The organism is uncultured Rhodoblastus sp., from assembly GCF_903903185.1.
Classification (GTDB): domain Bacteria; phylum Pseudomonadota; class Alphaproteobacteria; order Rhizobiales; family Beijerinckiaceae; genus Rhodoblastus.
Genome location: NZ_CAIUXT010000136.1, coordinates 1 through 16002, shown reverse-complemented (window position 1 = coordinate 16002; position 16002 = coordinate 1). Strand labels below are relative to the sequence as shown.

The window sequence follows — 16002 nt, the reverse complement described above, 5'->3', positions numbered from 1 at the left end:
TGTCGGCCGGGCTGCGGGAATGTTTCGGCGCGTCCGCGTTCCGGCGTCACTTGCCGTTGCACTGGTTTTTCTCGTCGCCCTGTCCGCTTTTGTCGCCCGGACCCAGGCCCAGACCCCGCCGCCGGCCGCCCCGAGCCGTACGCTCAACGACCGTTTCGCCGCCGGCGCCAACAGCGGCGACAAGAAGAGCCCGATGGTGGTCGAGGCCGACCGCGTCGTCTATGACGACAAGGCCCATACCGTCACCGCCGAGGGCGATGCGCAAATCTATTATCAGGGCAAGGTGCTCGAGGCGGATCGGGTCACCTATTTTCGCGAAAGCGGGCGGGTTCTCGCCGAAGGCGCGGTCAAGCTCACCGAGCCCGACGGCGGGCTCACCCATGCCGACCGGATGGAGCTGACCGGCGATTTCAAACAGGGTTTCGTCGATACGGTGCGCGCCGACACCAAGGAAAAGACCCATTTGAGCGCCACGCGCTCGGAAAAGCGCGACGAGAACACCACCGTGTTCGAGAAGGGAACCTACACCGCCTGCCCGAGTTGCGCCGAGCACCCGGAAAGGCCGCCGCTGTGGCGGCTGCGCGCCGAGAAGATCATCCACAAGAACGCCGAACAGATGCTCTATTACGAGCACGCCTGGTTCGAGCTTTATGGCGTGCCGATCGCCTATATCCCCTTTCTTTCGACCGCCGATCCGAGCGTGACGCGCCAGTCCGGCTTCCTCGCGCCGCGCCTGACCTATCGCTCGACCACCGGCTTTGGCGCCGGCGTTCCCTATTTCTGGGCCATCGCGCCGAACATGGACGTGACCCTGACGCCGATGTACATGACGCGCCAGGGCCTGTTCGGCGAAGTCGAATTCCGCCATCGCCTCGAAAACGGCTATTACCAGATCATGGCGAGCGGCATTCACCAGCGGCAGGACGAGGCCTTCGCCTCCGAACCCTGGGGTTCGGGCGACCGCACCAATCGCGGCGCCGTCGAATCGCTCGGCGCGATCTGGCTCAGCCCGATGTGGAAATTCGGCTGGGACATCGCGCGCGTGTCCGACAAATGGTTCCTCAACGATTATGGCCTGCCGAGCGGCAATCTGACCGGCAGCGCCCTGAGCGGCAATTTCTTCCGGGAGACCTCCTCGACGGTCTATCTGACCGGCCAGGGCGAGCGCGGCTATTTCGACCTGCGCGGGTTCTCGTTCCAGGGCATGGCCAATTCAGACCTTCAGCCGCAGCTCGCCGCCGTCTGGCCGATCCTCGATTACAACAAGACCATCGACATCAAGCCGGAGCAAACCCTCGGCATCGGCGGCCAGCTCGAAATCGACGGCAATCTCACCAGTTCTTCGGCGGGGCTCGCCTCCTATCAGCAGATCGGCGCGGTGACGCTCGATCGCCAATATGGCCTGTACAACGTCTGCCGCAATCCGGTCACCGGCAAGCCCGATTACAACCAGGGCTCCTGCCTGATGAATGGCATCGGCGGCGATTACACCACCGCCACCCTGCAGCTGTCGTGGCAGCGCAAGCTGATCGACCCGATCGGCGACGTCTGGACGCCCTTCGTCTTCGCGCGCGCCAACGGCAATTTCCTGAACTACAAAACGACCGGCGAGGCGATCTATTTCGGGACCGACAACGGCATCGCCGTCACCGACATCATTCCGAACGCCGCCCAGGGCGCCTTCCTCTCCACCAACAACCAGTTCAACGGCTATGTGACGCCCGGCGTTGGCGTGGATTGGCGCTATCCGCTGCTGGCGAAAACCGCCATCGGCAATCTGGTCATCGAGCCGATCGCGCAGGTCATCGCCCGGCCGAACGGCCAGAACGCCAATACGCTGGTCAACATGGACGCGCAGAGCCTGGTGTTCGACGACACCAACCTGTTCGAATGGAACAAATATTCCGGCTACGATCGGTTCGAGACCGGCGTGCGCGCCAATTACGGCGCGCAATTCACGCTCGACATGGACAAGAACGGCTATGCCAGCGCCATGTTCGGCCAGTCGCAGCAATTGGCGGGAATCAATTCCTACGCCACGCCCGACATGGCCAATATCGGGCTGTCGTCGGGCCTCGACACCAGGGCTTCGGACTACATCTCGCGCGTCAGCTATTCGCCGAACTCCAATTACACCCTCGTCGTCAAGTCGCGGTTCGACGAGAATACCTGGGCGATGCGGCGCCTGGACGCGGCGGCGACCGCCCATTACGGGCCGGTCTCGTTTGGCGCGCAATTCGCCAATTACGAGCAGCAGCCGCTGATCGGCTATGTCTATCGGCGCGAAGGCCTGCAATTCAATACGCGCTATGACGTGCTCGAACATTACTACGTGTCCGGCAACGTCAATTTCGATCTCGGACGGCATTATTACAACGCCTTCCTTGCCCAGCCCGCTCCGGTCTTCGCCGTGGCCTCCTTCGTCGCCGGCGTCGGCTATGCCGACGACTGCACCAAACTGACGCTGAATTACATCAACGCCCTGTCCGACAATTACGGCTATCCGGCGACCTATACGCGCAACCAGACGGTGCTGCTGACCCTCGATCTGCGCACCCTGGGCAGCATCAAGGCGCCTTTCGCGCTGTCGCCGTCGCAGATCCAGGATGGCGTCCGATATAATTGACGCGGGACTCCGGCGCCCGACGGGCAAGCCGACGCCGCAACAAAAACACAGTCCGATTCCATGGGAAGGCGGGGTTGGATTATTGGACGGGCAGCGCCGATCGCGCGGGAGAAGCCGGGCGCTTCACCCAATCGGCAATTTGACGGGCGGATGACAGGAATGACGATCGGATCGAGGTTTTTTTTCGTTCATGCGCGCGCCATCGCCGTGACGCTGGCCGTTCTGGCTTTTTCGCCGGAAGCCGGCCTGCTGGCATGCGTCCCGGCCCACGCGCAGTCGATCGTCGCCACGGTCAACGGCGAGCCGATCACCACGTTCGACATCGCGGAGCGGGAAAAGCTGTTGAGCGCCCTCGGCCAGCCCTCCTCGGCGTCGGCGGCGATGGAAAGCATGATCAAGTCGCGGCTGGAGGCCGGCGAAATCAACAAATACGGCATCAAGATCAGCGCCAGCGAATTCGGCCCGGCGGTGCAATATTACGCCGATCGCGCCCATATCTCCGCCGACGCGCTCAGCGCGCGGCTGCAAAATTCGCGGGTGGACAAGAAGCACATGGAGAATTTCTTCTCCATCCATACCGGATTCAACATGTATACCCGCGCCCGCAACCGCGCCGTCGAAGTCAGCCAGAGCGACATCGATGCTGAAATCGCCCGCGACAAGAAGCTGTCGAACCAGCAGACCTATGTCATTCGTCAGGTCCTGATCGCGGTGTCCGCCGAATCCGGCGCGGCCGGACTGCAACAGGCGGCCAAGCAGATGGAATCGCTGCACGCCCGGTTCACCGACTGCGAAACCGGCGCCAAGCTGGTGGCGGAATATCCGAATCTCGTGGTCCGCGAACCGCTCACCCGCACCTCGTCGCAATTGGGCGACCAGTTGACCGCCCTGCTCGACAAAATGCCGGTCGGCCACCTGACGCCGGCGAGCCGCGATCCGAGCGGCGTCGCCGCGCTCGCCCTGTGCTCGCGCTCGGCCTCCAAGAGCGACGCCACGCGGGAAGCTGCGCAGAACCGGATCCTGTCGCGCAAGGTCCAGCAGGAAGCCGACAAGCTCTACGAGGAAATCCGCTCCCACGCCGCCATCGTCACAGCCAGGAAATGACGGGCTTTCAGCCGCCGCTTTGCATGACGCAAGGCGATCCTTCCGGGATCGGTCCCGATCTGGCGCTGGCGCTCTACGCCGCGATGCGCGCCGGCGAGGCTCCGCTTGAACCTTTCATCCTGATCGCTGACCCCGGATTGCTGCATCGGCGCGCGAAACAGTTGAAAATTGCCGTCGAGATCGTCGAATCGACGCCGGAAGAAGCGGCCTCGGCCTTCGAGGCCGGACTGCCGGCAGCGAGGCTGCAAGCGCCGGTCCTGGGCGAACCGGGCCGCCCCGATCCAGCCGATGGGCCGGCGACCGTCGAGGCGATCGCCCGCGCCGTCGAATGGGTCGCCAGCGGCCGGGCGAGCGCCATCGTCACCAATCCGATCGCCAAATCCGTGCTCTATCGGTCGGGCTTCGCCCATCCCGGACATACCGAATTTCTCGGCGAACTGGCGGGACGCCATTTCGGCGGCTCCTTTCGCCCCGTCATGCTGCTGTGGTCGCGCGAACTGGCGGTGGTCCCCGCCACCGTCCATGTGCCGCTGGCGCGGGTCCCGTCGCTCCTCAACACCGACGATCTGGTCGCCATTGGCGAGATCGCCGCCGCCGCATTCACCCACGACTTCGGCATCGCCGCGCCGCGCCTGGTGTTCAGCGGGCTCAATCCGCACGCCGGCGAGGAGGGCGCGATCGGGCGGGAGGAAATCGAAACCATCGCCCCGGCGGTCGCGCGCCTCGCGGCGCAAGGCATCGACGCCAAAGGACCGTTTTCCGCCGATACCTTGTTTCATGCGCAGGCGCGCGACGGTTACGACGTCGCTGTCTGCATGTATCACGATCAGGCGCTGATCCCGATCAAGACGCTGGCCTTCGACAGCGGCGTCAATGTCACGCTGGGCCTGCCGTTCATCCGCACCTCGCCCGATCACGGCACGGCTTTCGACCTCGCCGGAACGGGCCGGGCCAGACTGACCAGCCTGCGCGAGGCGGTAACGCTGGCCGCGCGCATGGCGCGGGCGCGGGCGTGAGCGACTCCCAGCCGCGCGTGACCCCCTTGCCGGATTTGCCGCCCCTGCCGCCTTTGCGCGAAGTGGTCGCGACTCACGGTCTGGCGGCGAAGAAATCGCTCGGCCAGAATTTCCTGTTCGACCTCAACCTGACCGGAAAAATCGCCCGCGCCGCTGGACCGCTCAGCGAGGCGACGATTCTCGAAATCGGCCCTGGACCGGGCGGCCTGACCCGCGCGCTGCTGGCTTCGGGCGCGAAAAGGGTGATCGCGGTGGAGCGCGACGAGCGCTGCCTGCCGGCGCTGGCCGAAATCGCGGCGCATTATCCCGGCCGTCTCGACGTGGTCGCCGCCGACGCGTTGACGCTCGACTATCCGACATTTCTCGGCGCGCACAACGTCGCCGGCCCTGTGCGCATCTGCGCCAACCTGCCCTATAATATCGGCACGCCGCTGCTCGCCGGCTGGCTGACGCAACCGGACTGGCCGCCCTTCTATGAGCGCATGGTGCTGATGTTCCAGCGCGAGGTGGCCAAGCGCATCGTCGCCACGCCGCTCGAGCGCGCCGATTACGGGCGGCTCGGCGTGCTCTCCGGCTGGCGCTGCGCGGCGCGGATTTTGTTCGATGTGCCGCCTTCCGCCTTCACGCCGCCGCCAAAGATCACCTCCAGCGTGGTCGAACTCGTTCCGCGCGAAAAACCGTTAAAATGTTCGGTCAAGGCGCTGGAGGCGTTGACGCTGGCGGCTTTCGGCCAAAGGCGCAAGATGCTGCGGCAATCGCTCAAAAGCCTGCCGCTGCCCGTCGATGTGCTGGATTTGCTGGCGCAGGCCGGGATCGAGCCGACCCGCCGCGCCGAGGAAGTCGAAATCGCCGGATTTTGCGCGCTGGCGCGCGCCTATGCCGTAAACACCGGCCAGATTTGATCGTCCATCCTCTACGCCCGTTCGACGCGCCGGTCCGGTCAACGCAGATCCCCACCAGGGTTTGAAGTTCGCTTTCGAGGAGCCCGGCGTAAAAGGCGCGCAAGGCGAACACGCTGCGCTCGATCGGCAAGCATCGCCCCTACCGGCGCGAATGGCGGAAATCCGGGCCGACGTGGAAACCTCTTTACTTGCGCGATATTGGGTGGACAATGCCGCCGTTGGGGTCGGGCATGGGCGCGGCGCCCGATGTTGCGGGAAAGAAAGAACAGGAAACGAAATGAGACTTTTTCTCGCCGCGGCCTTTTCTTTCGCCGCCCTGGGGAGCGTCTGCGCGCAGGAGCGCGCCAATCCGCCCCAGTCCACGAACGAGGCGGCGGCCGTCGGCGGCCAGGAAGACCTCGCGGACATCATGCACGCGACGCAATTGCGCCATCTCAAACTGTCCTACGCCGGCTCGGTGAAGAACTGGGATCTCGCGAATTATGAAGTGGCGCGGATCGGCAAGAGTTTTCGCAAGGCGGCCCAGCTCTATCCCGTGTTCGAGAACGTTCCGCTGGCCAGAATGATTGCCGATATCAGCAAGCCGGCGCTGGCGGAGGTCGAAAAGTCGATCAAGGAGCGCGACAGCGACGCTTTCCACAAATCCTTGAACAAGCTCACCGCCGCCTGCAATTCCTGCCATCAGCAGGCCAAGGTCGGTTTCATCAGGTTGCGGGCGCCGACGGCCTCGCCCTTCAGCAATCAGGTTTTCCCGCCGGCCAAGAACTGAGGCGGATGATCGGAGGCCGCCAGCTTCGAGGGCGGCGAGCCCACGGGGCATAAATGGCGTTTAGCCCGACCAGCGCTGCGAGCCGAAAACCCGCGCAATGGCCAGGGCGCGGGCTTCGCGCAATTCGTCCTCTCCGTTCGTCCCGGCAAAGCCGCCGCCGTCGATTTCAGCGCAGGCCGCCAGGGCCGTCTCCAGCAATTCCGCCTTGGGATAGTTTTGGCCCGAGCGCTCGCCATAGGCGCGGTAGTCGCAGGCGCAGACCGTCATCAGCTCGCGGAATCGCTGCGGGGCGTCGAACCCGCCCAGCCGTTCGAGCATCAGCGCGATGGGTCCGGCCCGCGCCTTCGAGGCGCGATGCACCCGCTCATGTTCCGCCGCCGCCGCCAGCGCCAGCTCGCGGCAGTCTTGCGGCGCGCCGAGCCGCGCGCAGATGGCGTCGATGCGCGGCAGGCCGCGTTCGATGTGGCGATAATGCAGGGGCAGGTGTTCGCGCGGCGAATCCGCCTTGCCGACATTCATCAAGAGCAAAGCGACGCGCACCGGCAAGGGCGCCGCGCAGAGCGCCGCCTCATGCAGCGAATCGAGCAGATGCGCGCCGAGATCGACCGGCGCCGGTTCGTCGGCGAGTTGCGGAACGCCGAACAAGGCCTCGGCCTCGGGCAGAACCTGGGCGAGCGCGCCGCAATCGCGCAGCGTCCGAATCATTTTCGCCGGCGAACGCGCCATCAGGCCGCGCGCCAGTTCGGGCCAGATTTCGGCGGGCGCGACGTCGAGCAGGAACCCGGCGTCGACCTGTTCGAACAACAGGTCGAGCGCGTCGTCATCGGGTTCGGCTTCGGCTTCCGCGAGCAGGGCCGCAAGGCGCAGCAGGCCCAGCGCGGGATGAGTCTGAGCGAGATCCGCCAGTTGCGCGTCGAATTTGCGATCCATCGCCACAACAAAGCAAATTTCGGGCCTTTGCAGGCCCGTTCAATATTTCGCCGCCACCGGCGGTTGCGCGACATTGAACTTGTAGCTCAGGCCAAGCGTCACGACATTGTCGTTGAGGCTGGCCTGGGTCTGCTGAATCCAGCCATTGCCGGGGTAGTTCCAGCCGCCGAAATAATAATAGCGATATTCGAGGCGGCCGATCACATTATCGGTAAAGCCATATTCGACGCCGCCGCCGACATCGAAGCCGGTATAGGCGTGGGAGACGCTGACGCTGGTCGGCAGGCCAAGGCCGGCGGCGAGCGGCGCGAGGGACGGCCCCGCGGTGAACCGGCTCGCGCCCTGCGTGAAGGCGACGCCGCCGAGCGCATAGAACTGGGTGCGATAGACGGCATAGCCGAGATGGCCGTTGATCGCGGCGAGCCAGTCCTGATTGCGATTGAGAGTCAGGTCCGCGTCGGGGAAATATTTGTCGGCGCCGATGCCGGCGCCGTAAAAATCACCTTCGAGGCCGATCACAAGCTGGTCGAGCTGCGCGTTATAGCCGATGCGCGCGCCGCCGATCACGCCGCTGGCCGAACTGTTGAAGCTTCCCAGAGCCGAGTTGGCGTTGAGATTGGCGACGCCGCCGCCGATGTCGGCGCCGATATAAAAGCCGCTCCACGAAAAATAAGGCGGCGGGTCGAGGAAAACCGGATTCTGGCGGGCCGAATAAGGATCGGCGGCGCAAGCCGGGCTTATGAGCCCGGCGAGCGCGAGCGTGGTGAGCAGATGGCGCATTGGAACTTTCCCTTTGGAGCCGAAAACGTGAAACCGAACGGGTTCCACTGTTCGGCCCCAGGGCTTGCGCCGGGCTGACTCGCCGCTATCCTTGGTTTTCGGGCCGGCTCCGCGCGCGCAACAGCGCGAGCAAGGCCCCGACCAGCGCGACGAGGCTGGCGGTCAGCCGGAGGTTGCGCGCCGCGAAATGCAGCGCTCTCGGCGCGACCAGAGCCACGGCGCTCGTTTTGATCCCGGTCTTGACCCGATCGACGGTGCGGCCGGCCAGACGCATCGACAAGGCCAGCGCGATCCAGGCGATCAGGCCCGAGACGGCGGCGACGCTCAGCGCCGCCTGCCAGGGCGGCAGGTGGTCGAGCAGCGCCAGATAGGCGGCGAGAGCCAGAAAGCCCAGCGCCAGCGCGACAAACACCCCGCCGAGCGCCGAGCCGGCGACGACCGCGAGAAACTTGCGCGACAGCAGCGCGCCTTCCAGAGCCGGCGGAAAAGGGTCGCTCATGACCGCCCGCCGCGATTGTTCCACAGGCCGACGATCAGTCCCACGCCGACGGCGATCGACAGCGCGGCGAGGGGATTTTTCCGGACGGCGGCGCTGAGCTCTTCAAGCCGGGCGCGGCTGAACGCGCCGGCTTCGTCCTTGAGATCATGGGCCAGATCGTCGATATGTTCGCCCGCCGCCTTGCCGGCTTCCTTCAACGCCGAAGCCGCTTCCGGGCCATGGCCGCGCAGCAGTTCCGTCAATTCTTCCACTGCCTTGCGGACGGCGTCCACGGCGTTTGACGCCAGGGCGTTATCCTCCCCGGCCTTGACGTCCTCGCCCGCGACCCCGGAGGCCGCTTCGGATGCTTTCAAATCGGGTTTCTTGCCGGCGTTCATGCAACTACTCCCTGTTGCCTCCCCTCCCCGGTGTGAACCTAGGGCATTTTGTTTTTGACGGATATGCCTATCCTTGGCGTCCGCCGCATTTGGCGACAGGCGCGGTCGCGCCAAAAACAATTGCGGAGGCTAAACCGGTTCCGCGAGCAGGCGCGCGACGAATTCCGCCATGCCAGCCGCCGCGCGCGGGCGGCGCAGGCGCTCGGCTCGCAATATCGCCTGCAAGTCGTCGAAAGTGGTCTGGATGTCGTCATTGACCAGCACGAAATCATAATCCGCCCAGCGGCCGATCTCGTGGCGGGCGTTGTCCAGCCGCCGTTTGATCGTGTCCGAACTGTCTTCGGCGCGCCGCTCCAGCCGCGCGCGCAATTCGCGCATCGAGGGCGGCAGGATGAAGACGGTGACGACATCCTGCGGGATTTTCTCGCGCACCTGCCGCGCACCCTGGTAATCGATGTCGAACAGGACGTCCCGCCCGCTGGCCAATATGGCCTCGACCGGCGCGCGCGGCGTGCCGTAGAAATTGCCGTGCACCTCGGCATATTCGAGCAATTCGCCGGCGTCGCGGCGGCGCTCGAATTCGGCATGGTCGATGAAATGATAATGAATGCCGTCGGCTTCGCTCGACCGCCTCTTGCGCGTGGTCAGCGAGATCGAAAGGGTGAGGTCGAGCCCCTGTTTCTGCAGCAGCATCCGCGTCAGCGTGGTCTTGCCCGCGCCCGACGGCGAGGACAGAATCAGCATCAGCCCCCGGCGCCCGCGCCCCTGCCCCTGCCCGACCGCGTCCCTGTTCATCGCGTCACTCGATATTCTGCGCCTGTTCGCGCAATTGCTCGACTTCGACCTTGAGTTCGAGACCGAGCGAAGTCAACGCGGCGTCGTTGGACTTGGCGCACAGCGTATTGGATTCGCGCCCGAATTCCTGCGCCAGGAAATCGAGCCGCCGCCCGACCCCGCCGCCCTCGCCCAAAAGTTTGCGCGCGGCGCCGACATGGGAATATAGCCGGTCCAGCTCCTCGCGGATATCGGCCCTGCCGGCGAGCAGCACCGCCTCCTGATGGAGCCGCGTCTCGTCGAAGCGCCCGAGTTCGCAAATCTGCGCCACCGCCTGCCGCAATTTCTCCTTGACCGCCTCCGGCTGGCGCCCGGGACAGGCGTCGGCGGCTTTGGTCAGGGCCTCGATACGGTCGATCCGCTGAGTCAAAAAGGCCGCCAGCGCCGCGCCCTCGGCCCGCCGCATCGCCTGCAATTGGACCAGCGCCGCGTCGAGACCCGCGAGAATGATTTTTTGCGCGGCGGCCAGCGCGGCCTCGTCCTCTTCCGCCTCGCCGGTTTCGACCACGCCGCGCAGGCCGAGCAGGCCGTCGAGGGTCGGCGGGCCGATATTTGCGGGACGCGGCAGGCTGGCGAGCGTCTCCATCAGATGGGCGAGCAATTCGCGGTTGATTTTCGCCGTCACCGTCGGGCTTTCGCGCGTCACCGACAGATTGGCGTGGCAGGCGCCGCGCGACAGCGCCTTGGAGATGGCCCCGCGGGCGGGAATATCGAGCGCGTCGAAACCGGGCGGCAGCCGCAGGCGCAGGTCGAGCCCCTTGGAATTGACCGTTTTCAACTCCCAGCGCCAGTGAAACGGCGCGCAAAAGCCGACGCCTTGCGCAAACCCGGTCATGCTCGAAATGGCCATGCTCAAAAGACTCCCGGCGACGCGCCCGATCGAAAGAGAGCGGCGGATCGTCCAGAGCGGGATACGCGCGCCGTCGATGGATTAAACCCAAATCCCGCAGGTGGAAAGCCGCGGGATCGGGTCAGGCGCGAATGCGCCGAAAAGCCCGTCGTCGGACGGGCGTCTCTCGACGCCCTCTTGGGCCTATGCGAAGCGTTCTTGATCGCTACAAGCCGCAATCGAGCAAAAACGCGTCTGTCCGATTAACGCGGACGGACAACATTTAGACGGGGTTTGGACTGGATGCGACGGTAGCCTTCCGCTCGAAGCTGAAGTCCGAGAGACCGCTGCAACCATTTCCATCGAATCCCGTCACAAAAACGTGGCTTATCGTTCGTCAGTCATCGAGAAACAGATGGGTTACGGCCACTATGCTCAATGCGGATGAAATGTCGGGCAATGTCCCATTTCAGATCAGGCTTGCACTTTTTTGCCTCGGCTGCGCCTAGCTTTTGCAGAACCGCCTTTTCATAATCGGCAACGGTCATGCCGTCGCGATAGCAGTCGAACCGAAGGCGGCTTTTGCCGCTCTTCGGGTTCTCGCGAATTAGAAGTCGAATGACGTCGGATGAAATTGGGACCATTTCTTGAACAACATCTTCTCTCTTAATAGTTAAAGAACGCCGCGAATCTGCTGCAATGGCATTTACGGCCTCTCGTTGACCAACCACTCCTAGTTTCGCGAATGCGAAAATTTCTTTGGCAGCATTAACACGTTCTCGCTTCACCGAATCTGTCGCCGCTCGTGATCGGTTCCATACAATAATCTTGGGCAAAGAGAGTCCGGTCATCTCTAAGATCGACAGCACTCTCGCTTTTCCCATCGCCACAATCAAGCAAGGGTTTAATTCCTCGATGAGTGGGCGCACGTAGAACTCTGCAGCTTTTCGGGCTACATTTTCACTGAAGCTGGATTCGCTAGCGGTTCTCCATGGCAGGCAGTTCGAATATCCAATTTGCTCGAATGAGAGCTTTCCAGATCCAAGAACTTCAGCGCAGTGTCGCTGCCAAACTGGCCACGACCGACATTCGCTCATGTACGCCCGCGTCGCTTGAACATAATTTAATTCGGTCGGGTTTTGAGCGAAGCGTAGAAGTTCAGGCATCATTCGCTCGTCTGCAGGCGTCCGAAAGTCGTTTCGTGGCCCATTGCCGGGGTTGATCCCCAGCAGAAGTATATTTGTCGACGAATATTGCGCGCCAACATATCCAAACTGAGGTGTTAGGTCGTCTCGACTCAGAAGCGCAGAACGGCCGAGAGGTAAGTCAGATTCGTGATCGGGGAAAAAAGCGGATCGTCCCATCTCAACAACTTGTTTTGCGGCCAAAAATCCGAGCATTTTTTGTCCCCTTTACAATTCTTCGCCAATACCGCAGCCGTTGAAAGAGTAATGATGAAAGGCGGGAGCGTCAAAAACGGTGAGGCGGTTCCGGTGAAAAAATCAAGAAATCTAGTCCGCCCGTCGGATCGACCAATTCGCTTGAGCAATAATCGATTACGAAAAGTTGCGGGCATACGGCCATATCGATCGCCTGATCCCCGCCTCTTCCCGCCGATCAGGCGGCCCAGATATGGCTCCCCGCCAAGTCCTTATGTTGATGGTGTCCGCGGCAACCGAACAGCAGACAAAAGGCTAAAATCAATCCCCGGAGCGGCGCGGGAGCCAAAGCAGCGGGCGCGTCGCCGTTACTTTCCACCCGGTGTTGGGGCAGAAGACTTGAGATAGACCGGATCGATGGTTTTCGGGCTGTTGAGGTCCCAGCTCTTGTTGAGCAGCGGGTCGAGCGCAGTGCCTTCCGAGGCGTCGAGAATGCGCGGCTTGCCATTGGGCGCGGCATGGACCGCCGGACCGACATAGCCAAGGGCGCTGTTTTCGACCGGGGCGGCCGGCCCGTCGAGCGCGGCGGCGCTTTCCGGCGCGGGGCCGTCGAGATTGCCGGCCGCGACCGTGATCACGCCAAGCTCGGCATCGTCGAGCGTACGGGCCTCGGCGAGCGTCGGACCGGGCCGTTTGACCGCGACATAATCGGCGACCTGGCGCGGCGGCTCCGGCGCGTCGGGCATGACCGGCGCAAGCCGCGCGATGGCGTCGGGATCGGGCGCGAGGCGCGGCCGGGGCGCGAAGGGGGCGAGACGGGCGTAGACTTCCGGCCCGACCGGCGCCGCGCCATAGGGCGACAGCAGGTTTTCGGTGCGGTCGTCATGGTTGGGCAGCGTGGCGCCGGGCGGCGCCGTGGCCTTGGCCTTGTTGGACTGCTCGCGCCAATGCTGGACATTGCGGTTATGCGCGTCGAGCGAATCGGAAAACACATGGCCGCCCGAGCCATCCGCGACGAAATAGAGATCCTGCGTGCGCGAGGGATTGGCCACGGCTTCGAGCGCGGCGCGGCCGGGATTGGCGATCGGCCCCGGCGGCAGCCCGTCGATCAGATAGGTGTTGTAAACCGTCTTCGATTCGACATCCGCATGGGTCAGGGACCGGCCGAGCGGCCCCTGCCCGCCGACGAGGCCATAGACGATGGTCGGGTCGGATTGCAGGCGCATGTGCTTGCGCAGGCGGTTGATGAACACGCCGGCGACGCGCGGACGTTCGTCGGCCTTGCCGGTCTCCTTCTCGACGATCGAGGCGAGCGTGACGAGATCGTAGGGCGAGGCCAGCGGCAGGTCGCGCGCGCGGCGCTTCCAGATTTCGTCGAGCAGCTGGTTCTGGTCGCGCGCCATTTTCTGCAACAGCTTGTCGCGGCTGTCGCCGCGCTGGAATTTATAGGTTTCCGGCAGCAGCGCGCCCTCGCGCGGGATTTCGTGAATATCGCCGGCCAGCGCGTCGTTGTCGCGCAGGCGCTGGACGATCTGCTGGCTGGTCAGACCCTCGGGAATGGTCAGCGAATGCAGGATCGCCCGGCCCTGCACCATGGTGTCGATCACCTCCTGCAAGGAGGCGTTCTGCTTGAACAAATATTCGCCGGCCTTGAGTTTTGCGCGCGCGCCTTCGGCAAACAGCGCCAGCGAGAACAACAGCGGGCTCTCGATCACCCCCTGGTCCTGCAACTGGGTGGTGATTTCATCGACGTCGAGACCCTGCGCGATCATCACCGCCTTGTCGCTCGAAAGCGGCCCCGGCTGGCGCACGGCGTGGCCGGCATAGAAGGCCCCGGCGCCGGCGACGAGGCCGAACGCCAGCAGAAAGCTCAGAAAGCCGGAAAAAGCTTCGAGCGCCGGGCGCTTGCGCCGGACCGGCGGCGGCGGGGCGTTGTCGGGAAGCAAAGCCTCTGCCGGGCTCTGCGCCACGCGGCGCCCGAACAGGCGCCCCCTTTCGCCCCGGCGCGGCTCCGGCGCCCCGCGGGGGGCGGGCTGCGGGGTTTCGTCCTGTTCGCCGTAGTGCGGATCTTCGCTCATGTTCCCTAAGGCCGCCCTGGTTTGCGCCGATTTCGGCTTCCTGCCGGCTCAAGCCGGCTCCCGACCGCGAAAATGGGCTAAAGTCGCAGTTTGCCTGCCAATGTGGCGAAATCAGGATCAAGCCGCCCAGGCCCTCGCCGAAAGCAGGGCGAAAACAATCCGATCATCGACGCCGGCGCTTTCGCGGACCTGACGCCTCGCCGCCGGCAAGGCTCAGAACCGGCGCAGCACCAGCGACGCGTTGGTGCCGCCAAAGCCGAAGGAATTCGAAAGCACCGTGTCGATCTTGCGCGGACGCGGCTTGTGCGGCACGAGGTCGATCGCCGTCTCCACCGAGGGGTTGTCGAGATTGAGCGTGGCCGGAGCGATCTGGTCGCGGATCGCCAGCAGGCAGAAAATCGCCTCGACCGCGCCGGCCGCGCCAAGCAGATGACCGATCGAACTTTTGGTCGAGGACATGGAAATGGTCGAGGCCGCCGCGCCGACGACGCGCTCGACCGCCGCCAGTTCGATGCCGTCGGCCATGGTCGAGGTGCCGTGGGCGTTGACGTAATCGATGTCGGCCGGGACAATCCCGGCGCGCTTGATCGCCGAATTCATGCAGCGGAAGGCGCCGTCGCCATCCTCGGCCGGGGCGGTGATGTGGTAGGCGTCGCCCGACATGCCGTAGCCGATCACTTCGGCATAGATGCGGGCGCCGCGCGCCTGGGCATGTTCGAGCGCTTACAGCACCACCGCGCCGGCGCCCTCGCCAATGACGAAACCGTCTCGGTCGCGGTCATAGGGGCGCGAGGCCGCCTTGGGATTGTCGTTGAAGGCGGTCGCGAGCGCCTTGCAGGCGGCGAATCCGGCGATGCCGATCCGGTTGCAGGCGGATTCGGCGCCGCCCGCCACCATCACTTCGGCGTCGCCGAGCATGATCAGCCGCGCCGCGTCGCCAATGGCGTGGGCGCCCGTCGAACAGGCGGTGACGACAGCGTGATTGGGGCCTTTCAGTCCGTGCATGATCGAGACATGGCCGCTGATCAGATTGATCAGCCGGCCCGGCACGAAAAACGGCGACACCCGGCGCGGGCCTTTTTCGTGCAGGACGATGGCGGTTTCGCAGATGCCGCCGAGACCGCCGATGCCGGAGCCCATCAACACGCCGGTTTCGATCTGGTCCTGATAGGTTTTCGGGGCCCAGCCGGCGTCCTTGAGCGCCTGGGTCGCCGCCGCGACGCCAAAAACGATGAAATCGTCGACCTTGCGCTGTTCCTTGGGCTCCATCCAGTCGTCGGGATGGAAGGCGTCGGGCGCGTCGCCGCGCGGAACCTGCATGGCGATCTTGCAGGCGAGGTCGGACGCCTCGAACCCCTCGATCGGCCCGGCGCCGCTCTCGCAGGCCAGCAGCCTCTTCCAGGTCTCCTCCACGCCGCAGGCCAGCGGCGAAACCATGCCCAATCCCGTAACGACTACCCTGCGCATAGGCTCCCTCGGGCTTTTGCTGTCGGAACCCGCCGACGCTTCATCAAAACGTCAGGCTGCTCCCGCATATGGTTCGGGCTCAATCCTTTTGCGACCGGCGCCAAGGTCAAGACCCCCTTGCCGGTTCGCGCCGCCGGAGAAGCCCGATCGGATCCAAAACCATCGAATCGCGGCTCCCGCCGAACAATCCTACCCGCCTTCAGGCCCCTGAGCGAACGCCGCCCGGCGAAGCCGACATTTGCGCTGCAGCGCGAAGCCGAATTTGTCGCTGCAGCGCGAAGCCGGCGTCAGCGCTGCAACGGCAAGCCGCGAATCGCCCCCTGGCGGCTTTCGCGCGGCCCCACCATTCAAGTCATCGGCGCTTGCGTCAACGGGTTTCGCGCCTGGAGTCGATGGCGATTCGGTTGAATCG

The 16002-nt window shown here is 64.4% G+C and carries 13 protein-coding genes and 1 pseudogene; 5 read left to right on the top strand and 9 right to left on the bottom strand.

Annotated features, from left to right (window positions below):
• Positions 1 to 19: 19 nt before the first annotated feature.
• From lptD to QZY01_RS12415, 5 genes are all read left to right on the top strand, one after another.
• Positions 20 to 2626, top strand: a complete 2607-nt coding sequence (gene lptD, locus QZY01_RS12435; protein WP_294537579.1) for an LPS assembly protein LptD — start codon at positions 20 to 22, stop codon at positions 2624 to 2626.
• 159 nt (positions 2627 to 2785) lie between these two features.
• Complete coding sequence (locus QZY01_RS12430; RefSeq protein WP_294537578.1) at positions 2786 to 3730, top strand: hypothetical protein; 945 nt, start codon at positions 2786 to 2788, stop codon at positions 3728 to 3730.
• The gene (pdxA, locus tag QZY01_RS12425; protein ID WP_294537577.1) at positions 3727 to 4746 is read left to right on the top strand and encodes a 4-hydroxythreonine-4-phosphate dehydrogenase PdxA; all 1020 of its coding nucleotides are present in this window, start codon (positions 3727 to 3729) and stop codon (positions 4744 to 4746) included. Before QZY01_RS12430 ends, pdxA begins: the two co-directional genes overlap by 4 nt.
• Positions 4743 to 5648: a 16S rRNA (adenine(1518)-N(6)/adenine(1519)-N(6))-dimethyltransferase RsmA gene (gene rsmA, locus QZY01_RS12420; protein WP_294537576.1), complete on the top strand. Its 906-nt coding sequence runs from the start codon at positions 4743 to 4745 to the stop codon at positions 5646 to 5648. The genes pdxA and rsmA overlap by 4 nt, the downstream gene beginning before the upstream one ends.
• Positions 5649 to 5925: 277 nt before the next feature.
• The gene (locus tag QZY01_RS12415; protein ID WP_294537575.1) at positions 5926 to 6417 is read left to right on the top strand and encodes a hypothetical protein; all 492 of its coding nucleotides are present in this window, start codon (positions 5926 to 5928) and stop codon (positions 6415 to 6417) included.
• Positions 6418 to 6477: 60 nt separating this feature from the next.
• On the opposite strand, the gene QZY01_RS12410 is transcribed toward QZY01_RS12415, so the two are convergent.
• The 9 genes and pseudogenes from QZY01_RS12410 to fabF form a co-directional block, all read right to left on the bottom strand.
• A complete protein-coding gene (locus QZY01_RS12410; RefSeq protein WP_294537651.1) occupies positions 6478 to 7347 on the bottom strand; it encodes a tRNA nucleotidyltransferase in 870 nt (289 codons plus the stop codon).
• A 39-nt stretch (positions 7348 to 7386) separates the two neighbouring features.
• Positions 7387 to 8127, bottom strand: coding sequence for an outer membrane beta-barrel protein (locus QZY01_RS12405; RefSeq protein ID WP_294537574.1), 741 nt, complete (start codon positions 8125 to 8127; stop codon positions 7387 to 7389).
• An 85-nt stretch (positions 8128 to 8212) separates the two neighbouring features.
• On the bottom strand, positions 8213 to 8626 hold the full coding sequence (locus QZY01_RS12400; RefSeq protein WP_294537573.1) for a hypothetical protein: 414 nt from the start codon (positions 8624 to 8626) through the stop codon (positions 8213 to 8215).
• Positions 8623 to 9003: a hypothetical protein gene (locus tag QZY01_RS12395; RefSeq protein ID WP_294537572.1), complete on the bottom strand. Its 381-nt coding sequence runs from the start codon at positions 9001 to 9003 to the stop codon at positions 8623 to 8625. The genes QZY01_RS12400 and QZY01_RS12395 overlap by 4 nt, the downstream gene beginning before the upstream one ends.
• 129 nt (positions 9004 to 9132) lie before the next feature.
• Positions 9133 to 9798, bottom strand: a complete 666-nt coding sequence (gmk, locus tag QZY01_RS12390; RefSeq protein ID WP_294537571.1) for a guanylate kinase — start codon at positions 9796 to 9798, stop codon at positions 9133 to 9135.
• 4 nt (positions 9799 to 9802) lie between these two features.
• Positions 9803 to 10687 carry a YicC/YloC family endoribonuclease gene (locus tag QZY01_RS12385; protein ID WP_294537570.1) on the bottom strand — a complete coding sequence of 295 codons (885 nt, stop codon included), beginning with the start codon at positions 10685 to 10687 and terminating at the stop codon, positions 9803 to 9805.
• Positions 10688 to 11067: 380 nt separating this feature from the next.
• Positions 11068 to 12066 (bottom strand): hypothetical protein, encoded by a 999-nt coding sequence (locus QZY01_RS12380; protein WP_294537569.1) that lies wholly within the window; start codon positions 12064 to 12066, stop codon positions 11068 to 11070.
• Positions 12067 to 12413: 347 nt separating this feature from the next.
• Entirely contained in the window at positions 12414 to 14123 is a 1710-nt protein-coding gene (gene mltG / locus QZY01_RS12375) for an endolytic transglycosylase MltG (RefSeq protein ID WP_294537568.1), read from the bottom strand.
• Between the two features lie 213 nt (positions 14124 to 14336).
• A pseudogene (gene fabF, locus QZY01_RS12370) lies at positions 14337 to 15590 on the bottom strand (beta-ketoacyl-ACP synthase II).
• Positions 15591 to 16002 lie beyond the last annotated feature (412 nt).

Bases quoted from the DNA above. Each gene is read 5' to 3' on its own strand.
- lptD (WP_294537579.1), top strand. From the start codon at position 20: ATGTTTCGGCGCGTCCGCGTTCCGGCGTCACTTGCCGTTGCACTGGTT.
- QZY01_RS12430 (WP_294537578.1), top strand. From the start codon at position 2,786: ATGACGATCGGATCGAGGTTTTTTTTCGTTCATGCGCGCGCCATCGCC.
- pdxA (WP_294537577.1), top strand. From the start codon at position 3,727: ATGACGGGCTTTCAGCCGCCGCTTTGCATGACGCAAGGCGATCCTTCC.
- QZY01_RS12415 (WP_294537575.1), top strand. From the start codon at position 5,926: ATGAGACTTTTTCTCGCCGCGGCCTTTTCTTTCGCCGCCCTGGGGAGC.
- QZY01_RS12410 (WP_294537651.1), bottom strand. From the start codon at position 7,347: ATGGATCGCAAATTCGACGCGCAACTGGCGGATCTCGCTCAGACTCAT.
- QZY01_RS12405 (WP_294537574.1), bottom strand. From the start codon at position 8,127: ATGCGCCATCTGCTCACCACGCTCGCGCTCGCCGGGCTCATAAGCCCG.
- QZY01_RS12400 (WP_294537573.1), bottom strand. From the start codon at position 8,626: ATGAGCGACCCTTTTCCGCCGGCTCTGGAAGGCGCGCTGCTGTCGCGC.
- QZY01_RS12395 (WP_294537572.1), bottom strand. From the start codon at position 9,003: ATGAACGCCGGCAAGAAACCCGATTTGAAAGCATCCGAAGCGGCCTCC.
- gmk (WP_294537571.1), bottom strand. From the start codon at position 9,798: ATGAACAGGGACGCGGTCGGGCAGGGGCAGGGGCGCGGGCGCCGGGGG.
- QZY01_RS12385 (WP_294537570.1), bottom strand. From the start codon at position 10,687: ATGGCCATTTCGAGCATGACCGGGTTTGCGCAAGGCGTCGGCTTTTGC.
- QZY01_RS12380 (WP_294537569.1), bottom strand. From the start codon at position 12,066: ATGCTCGGATTTTTGGCCGCAAAACAAGTTGTTGAGATGGGACGATCC.
- mltG (WP_294537568.1), bottom strand. From the start codon at position 14,123: ATGAGCGAAGATCCGCACTACGGCGAACAGGACGAAACCCCGCAGCCC.